The 12471-nt window shown below is 34.5% G+C and carries 11 protein-coding genes; 4 read left to right on the forward strand and 7 right to left on the reverse strand.

Annotation, left to right across the window (positions count from 1 at the left end; genetic code table 11):
* Nucleotides 1-41: 41 nt before the first annotated feature.
* A complete protein-coding gene (gene cyoE, locus GMB29_RS18120) occupies nucleotides 42-971 on the reverse strand; it encodes a heme o synthase (RefSeq protein WP_136351366.1) in 930 nt (309 codons plus the stop codon).
* Between the two features lie 666 nt (nucleotides 972-1637).
* Between cyoE and GMB29_RS18125 the strand changes: the two genes are divergently transcribed.
* On the forward strand, nucleotides 1638-2594 hold the full coding sequence (locus tag GMB29_RS18125) for a COX15/CtaA family protein (protein ID WP_136351489.1): 957 nt from the start codon (nucleotides 1638-1640) through the stop codon (nucleotides 2592-2594).
* A 91-nt stretch (nucleotides 2595-2685) separates the two neighbouring features.
* Here GMB29_RS18125 and pyc read toward each other — a convergent pair whose 3' ends face one another.
* From pyc to GMB29_RS18140, 3 genes are all read right to left on the reverse strand, one after another.
* On the reverse strand, nucleotides 2686-6126 hold the full coding sequence (gene pyc, locus GMB29_RS18130; protein ID WP_406600353.1) for a pyruvate carboxylase: 3441 nt from the start codon (nucleotides 6124-6126) through the stop codon (nucleotides 2686-2688).
* A gap of 96 nt (nucleotides 6127-6222) precedes the next feature.
* Nucleotides 6223-7440 (reverse strand): FtsW/RodA/SpoVE family cell cycle protein, encoded by a 1218-nt coding sequence (locus GMB29_RS18135; protein ID WP_136351368.1) that lies wholly within the window; start codon nucleotides 7438-7440, stop codon nucleotides 6223-6225.
* Between the two features lie 277 nt (nucleotides 7441-7717).
* Entirely contained in the window at nucleotides 7718-7999 is a 282-nt protein-coding gene (locus tag GMB29_RS18140; RefSeq protein ID WP_136351369.1) for an Fpa/YlaN family protein, read from the reverse strand.
* A 240-nt stretch (nucleotides 8000-8239) separates the two neighbouring features.
* Between GMB29_RS18140 and GMB29_RS18145 the strand changes: the two genes are divergently transcribed.
* Nucleotides 8240-8743: a molybdopterin-binding protein gene (locus tag GMB29_RS18145; RefSeq protein WP_136351370.1), complete on the forward strand. Its 504-nt coding sequence runs from the start codon at nucleotides 8240-8242 to the stop codon at nucleotides 8741-8743.
* Nucleotides 8744-8874: 131 nt separating this feature from the next.
* Here the strand turns inward: GMB29_RS18145 and GMB29_RS18150 are convergent, their stop codons facing one another.
* Nucleotides 8875-10203, reverse strand: coding sequence for a PhoH family protein (locus GMB29_RS18150; protein WP_136351371.1), 1329 nt, complete (start codon nucleotides 10201-10203; stop codon nucleotides 8875-8877).
* A 207-nt stretch (nucleotides 10204-10410) separates the two neighbouring features.
* On the opposite strand from GMB29_RS18150, the gene GMB29_RS18155 reads away from it, so the two are divergent.
* Entirely contained in the window at nucleotides 10411-11016 is a 606-nt protein-coding gene (locus GMB29_RS18155) for a YhcN/YlaJ family sporulation lipoprotein (protein ID WP_136351372.1), read from the forward strand.
* Nucleotides 11017-11102: 86 nt separating this feature from the next.
* On the opposite strand, the gene GMB29_RS18160 is transcribed toward GMB29_RS18155, so the two are convergent.
* Nucleotides 11103-11582, reverse strand: coding sequence for a pyridoxamine 5'-phosphate oxidase family protein (locus GMB29_RS18160; RefSeq protein ID WP_136351373.1), 480 nt, complete (start codon nucleotides 11580-11582; stop codon nucleotides 11103-11105).
* A 199-nt stretch (nucleotides 11583-11781) separates the two neighbouring features.
* Between GMB29_RS18160 and GMB29_RS18165 the strand changes: the two genes are divergently transcribed.
* Entirely contained in the window at nucleotides 11782-11982 is a 201-nt protein-coding gene (locus GMB29_RS18165; protein WP_136351374.1) for a YlaI family protein, read from the forward strand.
* A 68-nt stretch (nucleotides 11983-12050) separates the two neighbouring features.
* On the opposite strand, the gene GMB29_RS18170 is transcribed toward GMB29_RS18165, so the two are convergent.
* Nucleotides 12051-12368, reverse strand: coding sequence for a YlaH-like family protein (locus tag GMB29_RS18170; protein ID WP_136351375.1), 318 nt, complete (start codon nucleotides 12366-12368; stop codon nucleotides 12051-12053).
* Nucleotides 12369-12471: the final 103 nt, after the last annotated feature.

The raw sequence follows: 12471 nt of genomic DNA on the forward strand, positions 1-12471 counted from the left end.
CTTTTTATAAATAAATTCTTTGTTAAGAAAGAATTTCAAGATTAAACAATGGTAAAAAGCACCATTGAAACAAATAAAATCGTTAAATAGTTTATCGAATAAATAAACATTTTTGTTGCCCATTTCATCTCCAACTCTTTATTTTTGAAACCTTTTAATCCAATGGCAAACCAGACTATATTTAACACTGTTGCAAAAATAACAAATCCATTTCCAAGTTGATAAAGATACAATGGTAATGGCAATAAGCAGGCGATCCAGATCATAATTTGACGTTTCGTTACATCAAATCCATGGACCACTGGCAGCATTGGAATGTTAGCAGCTCGATACTCTTCTGTTCTTCGCATCGCTAATGCTAAAAAATGCGGTGGCTGCCAAATAAACATAATTAAAAACAAAACCCATGCAATTACACTTAAATCTGCATCAACTGCTGCCCAACCTATTAACGGGGGGACAGCCCCTGAAACACTTCCAATTACAGTATTGATTGTATACAGCCTTTTTGACCACATTGTATATAGGAAAACATATGTAACAACTCCAACCAATGAAATGATTGTTGCTGTTATTGTTGTCGCTAACATAAATATTAAACCGATTGTTAAAAGAGAAATCCCAACCCATAAGGCTTGAAGCGGATACATTTTCCCAGTTACGGTTGGTCGTTCCTTTGTACGCTCCATTAAGTGATCGATGTCTCTGTCATAGTAATTATTGATAGCACATGATCCTGCAATCACTAATGAAGAGCCAATAAGAGTGAATAATACAATATCTATATTAGCTAGGAATCCTTTACCACTAAAATAAAGGGCTAACCATATACCAGTGAATGTTGTGATCGCATTCGAATTCACAATTCCTACCTTGATTAGAGAAAGAAAGTCCTTCCAAAGCGTTGTTTCATTTAGATCATGAGGCTGCCGCTCTGTTGAGGTTTCATCAAAAACCTTAGTATCTGCCAACTTACTACCTCCTAAACTTTCTACCAGTCTGTCTCATCCTGCAAATATGTATTTACTTTCTAAAAGAAAAAGATGAAGGCGGTTCCATTCTAGTAAATATCTATAACTAATCATACTAAAAAATTGACAATTTAAAAACAGTCCTGTTGATATTAAAGCATAATTCTAAATTGATTTGTGAACAATCTATGAAATATTTATGTCGAATTTGTGAAGAATCTACATTCACTTCTATTAATGCATATGAAGCTTGATAGATGTTGAAACTTAAGTCCTTTTATTCTAGCATAGATACAATCACAATTCTTATGTATGAAATGATAATTTTGCCTAATGAAAGGAACTTGAAATGAATGGCAATAATGCTAATATCTCCCCTTTTATTTCTAGCAAACTCCACAACAATATTCAACCTTTTTTGTATAAATTACTGGAATTACTGACATATTTTCGTGAAAAAATCAATTTTCTAGCAATTTGATGATCAATTTCTTACATTTAAACCGTCTTGATTTGAACAGTTAACCATACGGTTATGTTCTTCCGAGTCGTATAAATTTGTGAATTTTTCACTTTATTCATTGTTTTTTTCAACTACTTTGTGTACGATCGAAAAGTATTTACAATTACATAGAATTTATTTTGCTATATAAGTGGGTGAACTGTTTGCAACGTGCTCTTAAATGGTTCTCCGTTCTTACGACAATCATTATGCTGTTCGTATTGATCGGTGGAGCTCTTGTTACAAAAACCGGATCCGGTGCAGGATGTGGTGATTCTTGGCCATTATGTCATGGCGAGCTTATCCCAAGCAAAATTACATTTGAGCTTGTCATAGAATTTAGCCATCGTATGGTTAGTGGAATTGCAGGAATAACAGTGTTAATTCTTTCAATATGGTCTTGGAAAACGATTGGTCACATAAGAGAGACCAAATTCTTAGCCATTTTATCTGTATTTTTCTTAGTATTACAAGCACTTATCGGAGCTGCCGCAGTTAAGTGGGGCCAGTCTGATGCGGTACTTGCTCTTCATTTTGGCATATCGCTTATATCCTTTGCATCTGTTTTACTTTTGACATTATTGATTTTTGAAATCGATAAAAAGTTTGATACAAAACAACTATTAATCGATAAAAAAATGCAGTTCCACATGATTGGGATTATGATATACTCCTATATCGTTGTATACACTGGAGCCTATGTAAGACATAAAGGTGCAAGTCTAGCTTGTCCAGATTGGCCGCTTTGTAGTAGACGTGCTTCTGGCTTTCCTACAACTTTACATGAATGGATTCAAATGGGACATCGTTTTGCAGCTGCACTTATCTTCATTTGGATTACATATACGACATGGCTGGCGATAAAACGATATAAGAACCAAAAAGTGATTTATTGGGGCTGGATCATTGCCTTTATCTTAATCTGTTTTCAGGTAATATCAGGTTCATTAGTAGTCATTTCTGGATTAAATTTATTTATTGCACTTGCACATGCTTTAATTATTGCTTGTTTATTTGGATTGCTAAGTTACTTCTTATTGTTAGTAAGTCGTAAAAAGGTCCAAGTAAATCAGAATGAAATAGAGAAAAATAATGAAAAAAGTGAATGGACTGACTTATAGTCAGTCCATTTTTTAAAAGATATAATTTGCACCTGCACCTTGAACTAAAATAAAGAGAAAGTGTATGTTTAAGTTCAGTTAGCCTCTGTTATCAGCCTTTGGAAATTTCAATTAACAAATCACCTGTTTGAATACCTTCACCATTCGATACATGTATTCCCTTCACGATTCCTGCAAATGGTGTTTGCACAGTTGTTTCCATTTTCATTGCTTCTGTAATAATAAGGTGATCCCCTTTATTCACTTTTTCACCCGCTTCTACCAAAACCTTAATAACGGTACCGGGCATTGTAGCTCCAATTTGTTCGTCATTTCCTTTATTAGCTTTAATCTTTGTCACAACAGTAGATTTAATGTTTTCATCTTTAATAATGACTTCACGCGGCTGTCCATTTAATTCAAAATAAACGATTCTAGTTCCATCAGCCTGCGGCTCACCAATTGAAACAAGTTTTACAATAAGTGTTTTACCTTGTTCAATCTCAACTTCAATCTCCTCACCTAATCTCATTCCATAAAAGAATGTAGGTGTATCAAGTACAGCTATATTTCCATATGCTTCATACGTCTTACAGTATTCCGAAAAGACTTTTGGATAAAGAGCTTGTGCTATTGCTTCAAAGCTTGTTACCTGTCTTCCTAAACTATGGAAAAGATCTTCCTTTATAGTTTGAAAATTTACTGGTTCCAATCGTTCACCTGGGCGTTCTACAAATGGAGTACGTCCCTTTAAGATGATTTTTTGCAATTCTTTTGGAAATCCACCATGTGGTTGACCTAAATATCCTTCAAACATCTCAATAACAGAATCAGGGAAATCTAAGCTTTCTCCTCTTTCATAGATATCATCTTCGTTTAGATTATTTTGCACCATAAATAATGCCATATCTCCAACAACCTTTGAAGAAGGAGTAACTTTTACAATATCACCAAAAAGATCGTTAACACGTCGGTACATTACTTTTACTTCATCCCACTTTTCGCTTAAGCCCACAGCTTTTGCTTGTTGTTGAAGGTTGCTATACTGGCCGCCTGGCATTTCATGCATATATATTTCTGAATGCGGTGCATTCATACCACTTTCGAAATCAGAGTAATATTTGCGTACACCTTCCCAATATTGTGATAGTTTTTCATAAGCATGAATATCTACATCTGGTTGTCGTTCATTTCCTTCTAATGCATGGTAAAGTGTATTTGCGCTAGGCTGAGATGTTAAACCAGCCATTGAACTGACTGCAACATCCACTATATCTACCCCAGCATCAATTGCCCTTGCATAAGTATAGATGCCGTTCCCGCTTGTATCATGTGTATGAAGATGAATTGGAATCGAAACGGCCTCTTTTAAAGTAGTAATCAAGTTATAAGCTGCTTGAGGTTTTAGTAAGCCTGCCATATCTTTAATAGCTAATATATGGGCTCCAGCCTGTTCAAGCTCCTTTGCCATATCCCTATAATAATCTAGATTATACTTTTGCCTAGAAGGATCTAAAATGTCTCCTGTATAGCAGATTGCTGCTTCAGCAATTTTTCCCGTATCACGAACAGCATCAATTGCTAGAGACATACCTTTTACCCAGTTTAGACTATCAAATATTCTAAAAACATCGATACCAGCATAAGCAGACTTTTCCACAAACTCTTTTATTACATTATCCGGATAATTCTTGTAACCAACAGCATTTGAGGCACGAAGAAGCATTTGTAATAACACATTTGGTGACTTTTGACGAATTGTTAATAAGCGATCCCAAGGATCTTCTTTTAAAAAGCGATATGCAACATCAAATGTAGCGCCTCCCCACATTTCTAAGGAGAATAAATTGGGAATTAAGCGTGCTGTTGGTTCAGCGATATGGACTAAATCTGTTGAACGAACACGAGTTGCCAATAACGATTGATGACTATCTCTAAAGGTAGTGTCAGTTAGTAATACTTGTTTTTGATCTTTTATCCAACTGATAAGTCCCTCTGCACCATGTTGGTCTAAAATTTGCTTTGTACCATTTGGCATTTTCTCTGAATACTTAATTTTTGGAATAACAGGCTTATCAAATACCGGTTTTTTCTTTTTGCCAATCCCAGGAAAACCATTGACTGTAACATTACCTATATATGTTAGCATTTTCGTTCCGCGGTCTTTGCGGATTGGGAAAACAAATAATTCTGGTGTAGTGTCAATAAATGAAGTGTTATATTTCCCTGACAAAAAGTCTTTATGTTTCACAACATTTTCTAAAAATGGGATATTTGTTTTAATCCCGCGAATTCTAAATTCCCTCAAATTTCTGACCATTTTAGCTGCAGCTTGCTCGAATGTTAAAGCCTGTGTTGAGAGCTTTACTAATAATGAATCATAATGTGGTGTAATTACCGCACCCTGGAAGCCGTTTCCTGCATCAAGTCTAACACCAAAACCACCACCTGAACGATAGGCCATAATCTTTCCTGTATCAGGCATAAAATTATTTAAAGGATCCTCAGTTGTTACACGTGACTGAATGGCATACCCGTTTGTTTTAATTTGCTCTTGTGAATGTATACCGATTTCCTTATTGGATAACAGATGGCCATCTGCAATAAGTATTTGTGTTTGTACAATATCAATTCCTGTAATCATTTCAGTGATTGTATGTTCAACCTGAACTCTTGGATTTACTTCTATGAAATAAAATTGCTCACCAGAAACTAAAAATTCAACTGTTCCAGCATTTAAGTATTTCACATTTTCCATCAGTTTTACAGCAGCATTACATATCTCAAGACGTAACTGTTCTGATAAGGAAACACTTGGAGCTACCTCAACAACTTTTTGATGACGTCTTTGTACAGAGCAATCTCTTTCAAATAGATGGACAATATTCCCCTCATGATCACCAAAAATTTGCACTTCTATATGTTTAGGATTTTCAATGAATTTTTCTACATAGACCTCATCATTACCAAAAGCCGCTTTTGCTTCAGACTTAGCTCGTTCATACGCTTCTTTTAAACCAGACTCACTTCGAACGATGCGCATTCCTCTTCCACCGCCTCCTAATGAGGCTTTAATCATAAAAGGATACCCATAAGCTTCACCAAATTGAATGGCAGCATCAAGGTTAGTAACTGGTCCATCACTACCAGGTATAACGGGAATGTTAGCTAAATCGGCTTGTGTACGCGCTTTAACTTTGTCACCAAACATATCTAAATGTTTTGATTGAGGCCCAACAAAAATAATACCTTCTTCTTCACATCGTCGAGCAAAGTGAATATTCTCAGATAAAAAACCATAGCCAGGATGAATAGCATCAACTCTGTTATTTTTTGCAATTTCGATAATTCCTTCTATATCTAAATAGGCATCAATAGGCTTTTTTCCTTCTCCTACAAGATATGCTTCATCTGCCTTATAGCGATGATAAGATCCTGAATCCTCTTTCGAATAAATTGCGACTGTACGAATATTTAATTCCGTACAGGCGCGAAATACTCTAATGGCAATTTCTCCTCGGTTTGCAACTAATAGCTTTTGAATTCTATTCACTGACACGATAATCCTCCTTATGAACTCTTGAGATCTTGTATATTTTAAATTAGTATAACACATTTAACTAATAGTGTAACACATATTTTGATAGGACTAACGCATAGATGTATTTCTCTTTTGATTGATGGATTTAACAACAGATGTAGTTTTTACTTCTTGTGTTGTCGTTTGTTGATACGTATCTCGATAATTAGTAAACATTGAAACATTAACTAGAAGCCCCATTGAAATGAGTAATAACAGGATTGAAGAACCACCATAACTAATAAATGGCAATGGAACGCCAGTAATCGGGATTAAACCTGTTAATCCTCCAAGATTGATCATTGCTTGAATGGCGATCATACTTGATATCCCAACCGCAAGTAAAGTCCCAAATGGATCCTGACAATGACGAGCAATTGAAAAGCCCTTTAGAACAATAAATGTGAGTAAAAGCAAGACAAACAACACACCAAATATTCCTAATTCTTCTGCAATTACTGACATAATAAAATCAGTATGTGATTCTGGCAAGTAACCATATTTTTGAACACTTTGTCCTAACCCTAACCCTGTTAGTCCCCCTGATCCAATTGCATAAAATGAATTTACAAGCTGATACGCATCACCATCTGCATATTTAAATGGATCTGCTACTCCAACAAATCGACTAATTTGTTCATCACTAAATAGGCCATTCATGATGATTAAAGGTAACATAAGAATACCAAATGCAACAACAGTAGCAACAAGCTTCAAAATACTTTTAAGGTTTGTTCCTGAACACAAAATCATACATATTGTAATCATTCCAATAATGAAGGCAGTACCGAAATCCGGTTGAATGATAACAAATACACAAATAACCCCTGTGAACACTAATGGTGGTATCACACCTCTTCCAAACTCATTTATGTATGATTGCTTCTTATCATAAACTGCTGCCAAATATATAATGACACTTAGCTTCACAAATTCACCTGGCTGGATGTTCATTCCACCTAAACTAATCCAACTTTGTGCATTACCTGCAACTTTACCTATAAAAAATAAGGAAAGAAGCATTCCAATTGATCCAATAACAATCAGTTTTAATATTTTACTATTTAAAAAAGCCCGATACGGAAAAATCATCATAAAGATAAACGCAATACTACCTCCTATTAATGCGAGCTTCTGTCTCTGAAAAAAGTAATCTGCTTCTACTTCGTAACGAGCTACAGCTGTAATCATACTAGAACTGTATACCATCACGAGACCAAAACCACAGATCAAAATAACTGCTAGAATTAATGAATAATCATAGGATTTTAGTATTTTTTTAACCATTATTATCTCTTCCTTATCTAAAACATGTTGATTTATCAATGTTGTTTTTATTTTACTATATCTTCGCGTTCGAAATAGTAAATTCCTTTAAAAATAAAAAACTCAAACTTTGTTGTTCATAGTTTGAGTTTTAAATCTAGGATTAGAAGTATACATTTTTGTACATTGATTGAATGTCTAGCTCTGGCGCCCAGCCCCATTGGAACATAAGCATACGCTTTATATAAAAGCATCTTAGGACTTTCGGAGCTGAAAAAGGCGCTTACGCTTTTTAAATTTATTTCGTTGTGAATGCATCAAGTAATGCAGACAACTCACGCTCTAGTGAATCAAGCAATTCTTTTCCTACACGATCCTCTATTAGACCTAGTCTTACTGCGAAGTCTATTTCTCTAGATAAACCAAACATTTGTGTATCTAAAACTTCTTCATATAGAGGACATTGAGGCATCGTTAAATTGTCCATTTGGACCTTAATAAGCTTCATGATTTTATCAGCATCGGCCTTAAGTACAGCAAGTGCCTTTTCTCGATGATCAACTACAATCTCAGACGCCAATTTAATCCCTCCGTTTCCGAGCGATTACCCTTTTCTATGTATTAATATTAAAGGCAAATCGTTTAAAAAGCAAGGACAATCAAATCAAACAAACGCAGATGACCTTATAAAAATAAAATAAAAAGACTTGCAATCGTTTTTAATGGAATGACGAACCTTAGTTTTCAACTTAAATATTGACAAATGATGTGACAAATTTTCAATAAAAGCTTATACTTGCGTTGTAAAGGGGTGTAAATTATGGAATCGATCATCATGATAAAAGGAAAAGTGAATTTTCAGATTACCTTAGATCCAGGCGTATGGATTTTTGATGACAGGAAAGTAGATTTAACTACTTATTTTACGAAAGTACAGCAAGAAACAGATGAAATAGAAGAATATACAAAGTCTGTTTCAAAGCATTGGGATCGAGAAATTATGGAAGGTGCAATCGTGCCTCCTACACTTAAAACGGAACGTACATACAAAAAGCAAAAATTGCTAAACGGAACATTCGGTATCTCATTAAAGCCATTTTTAGAAAATGCTGAGATTCAAGAAGATGCGTCAACCGTTCAGTTTGTCACAGTCAATGAAATAATACCGTTAACGCTTGATGAAGCAAAGGAAGTTATAGTTGGTTTTAGTTTAAAAGGAAAGCCATTAGGTGAAGAAATCGGTGGACCAATACATGTTTATTATGGAGACGGCTCGAATGCCACTGATCCAATAAAAAATGTAAAAGAAATTCTTATCAAATAAAAACTCCATTTAATTCCATTGGTTTAATATATTGCTTTATGGGGTCTAGCCGCTCATGAAAAGAAGGTAAGAAACATACTTTCTATTCATGAGCTTCATTTTTGCCCATGACATTTCAAGATACTAAGTCATTATAATAAATCTGCTGCAAGTTGTGCTAAGCCAGAACGTTCCCCTTTAACAAGACGAACATGCCCTGCAATCGGTTGATCTTTGAATTTTTCAACTACATAAGTAAGTCCATTATTGTATTCATCTAAATACGGATGATCAATTTGTTCAGGATCACCCATAAGCACGATCTTACTTCTTTCACCAACACGAGTTAATATTGTTTTCACTTCATGCTTTGTTAAGTTTTGCGCCTCATCAATTAGTATGATCTGATCAGGTATACTTCTTCCTCTAATATATGTCAGTGCTTCTACTTCAATTGATCCCATTCCTGCTAAGATCGCATCAAGCTCACCTGGTTTTTTAGTATTGAATAAATACTCTAAATTATCATAAATTGGCTGCATCCATGGTCTAAGCTTTTCTTCCTTTTCACCTGGTAAAAATCCTAGATCTTTTCCCACTGGTACAATTGGCCTAGCAACTAATAATTTTTTGTAGGTACCTAAATCTTCAGTTTGCATGAGTCCAGCAGCCAAAGCTAGTAAAGTTTTACCAGTGCCAGCTTTTCCAATTAGAGTTACTAAAGGCACATCAGTTCGAAGCAATAGTTCTAACGCCATTGTTTGCTGAACATTTCGTGGACGGATTCCCCAAATATGATCCTGATCAAATACAAGACGTTGGATTTTCTTGCCTAATTGATCCACTTTTCCTATTGCTGAGGAAGAACCTCCTAATGCATCTTTCATGATGACAAATTGATTAGGATAAAATGGATGGTTTGTAATTTCAGAAATAATTAATTCATTTTTTTCATAAAAACGATTTAAATTTTCGCTGCTAATATACAAATCGAGAAAGCCGGTATATATATGATCAATCTCGACTACTCGATCACTTAGAAAATCCTCTGCTATCAGCCCGATAGCGTCAGCCTTGACACGTACAAGTGTATCTTTGCTAACTAAGATAACAGCTCGGCCATTTTCCTTTGTCTGCTCCTCCAATGATAAATTTTTTGCAACTGCTAAAATTCTGTTATCATTTGTTTTTTCAACAAATATTTCTTGCAGCTGATGAAAAGATCGGTGATTAAGCTCAATTCTTAATGATCCTCCATTTGGCAATGGGATTTTTTCATGTAATTTTCCAGTTTCCCTTAGCTGATCAATTAATTTTGATACTTGTCTTGCATTTCGACCAATTTCATCCATATATCTCTTTTTTGAATCAACCTCTTCTAAAACAACTGCTGGGATAATCACTTCATTTTCTTCAAAGGAAAATATTGATTTCGGATCTTGTAACAATACATTTGTGTCTAGAACATAAATCTTCCTCAAACCTCCGCCTCCTACTCCGTTGCTATTTTTTTATGGAGTGAACCATTTAGGTAGTGATTAGTCAAGCTGTGAATGAAGCGTTGCTAAAATATATGAAAGAATGAATAAAGATAGAAGGTTTATTAGACAATAAAATTAAAAAGCAAGGAAAAAATCTACATTCTAGACTTCCATATATGTAGTTAAATTTACAATAGGAGTGATTTCATGCGAAATTTATTCTCTGTCTTTCTGATTTCTGCTCTTGTACTTTCTGGTTGTACAGTTAATCAAGGTGCACCAAAAACAGATGAGGAGAATGATAACGGTACGCCAATTAATGTGAAAAATAGTGTAGATGAACATGTTGATCGAAAAACAGGTCAACAGATTTCAAAACATTTGGTGGAAATTGCAACAAAAGTACCTGAAGTAAATGATGCAACAGCTGTTGTGTTAGGTAATTTTGCTGTAGTCGGTATCGATGTTAATTCTAAATTAGATCGAAATAAAGTGGAATCAGTTAAGTATACTGTTTCAGAAAGCTTAATGCATGATCCTTATGGTGCAAACGCAGTTGTTATTGCTGACGCCGATACAAATACGCGCCTGCGTGAAATGGCCCGCGAAATTGAGGAAGGCCGTCCAATCGTCGGAATACTTGATGAATTAGCAGCAATTGTAGGACGAGTTATTCCTGAAATTCCTAGTGAAATCCTTGACAACCAAGAAAAACAACCTACAGAGCAATCTAAAAATCAATTAGATAAAGATGAAGAGCAGCAATTAGAAAAAGAACAAGAGGACCAATCTCTCGACCATATGAAAAAATAATTACAGAGTAATAATAAAAAGGACTGCCATCAATAGAGTGATGAACTTATTAAAAATTTAACCAATTTTTAATCATAAAGTTCTTATCATAAACACTCACTATTTTTGGAAGTCCTTTTCTTCATTGCCTCTAAAACTTGATTATCAAGTTTTGCTGCTGCAAACTCATCATATGTTTTTTCAATTTTTGGTTCTAAAGATATTTTCGATCCGTAAAACATGACATCTCTAACTTCTGAAATCGTTAACTCGATTAAACTAAGCTTAATTTGAACATTTTCAAGGCTTTCTTCAATTAAATGTGCATAACCATTGATGGAATATGTAGATTCATTCGCAATAATATTCATCACAATTGCTGGATGTTTTTTAATATTTTCAATTATTCTGGAATCTTGATCAATCGCAAAGAAAATTCGGTCTCTATCAGGTGCAAAAACCCATGATATTGCAATGACAATTGGTGATCCAGTTTCATAATCAATTGTTGCAATTGTTACAAAGCGCTCTTTTTGAAGAGATAAATATAACGGATCAATCAGCACTGTTTCTATCAAATTTGCCATTAGATACCCTCCATTTCCAGTTGATACATCTATCATACCTTTTTTTAAAACCAGATCCAACTATTAACAATTTTTTTATTTCATTTTAGTAATTGATGATAGAACTACATAATGTTATGTTCTTTTTGTGATATACTATTTGTTAGGATTGGTCTTTTGTGAAAATCTAGACAGCTATTCTAATTGTTTGAGGTGTAATATGAAAGTTAAATGCGTAATTTGTGATCTTGTTGAAACAATCGATGATGAAACTTTAATTGCAAAACGACTTAGAAACCGTCCGATTCATACATACATGTGCAAAACTTGTCATGAGCGTATAGAAGAAAAAACAAACGCTCGTATTGCATCTGGAAAATTTCGTTTTTATCAGGATAAAAAGACGGAAGAATCTTGGTAATTGCTTTCCTTTAAAACGTTTTTAATCCTTAATAAACAAAAGGTTCTGACTCTGTCAGAACCTTTTGTTTATTTTGCTTCTTCTGCTTCCTGCTTCTTTGATTGGTGAAGTCTTATTTTATAAATAATTAAAATAAGCGCTGCAACACACAAACCTTCAGCAACAGGTAAGAATATACCTAAAAATGTTAGCACCGTACATCCAAATGCTAAAAAGAGATAAATCACAAGTGATTTTAAAATTGGCAGCCTTTTTGCAAACCCTAACTTATAAACTAGAATCGATAATAGCAATATAGTAAGGTATAGCATCCACATTCCTACTTTTGGATGTTCAACAACATTATATAAGCTTGGAAAAAAAGACAACCTTTCAGTTATATCCATTTTTTCTCCTCCTTATTTACACCTATTATATTAAGGAAGGGAGATGAACCTGCTTAACATCATACTTTCCAAATAGGGTAATAACCATTCGGATAAAAACATT

It is taken from the genome of Metabacillus sediminilitoris, from assembly GCF_009720625.1.
GTDB lineage: Bacteria > Bacillota > Bacilli > Bacillales > Bacillaceae > Metabacillus > Metabacillus sediminilitoris.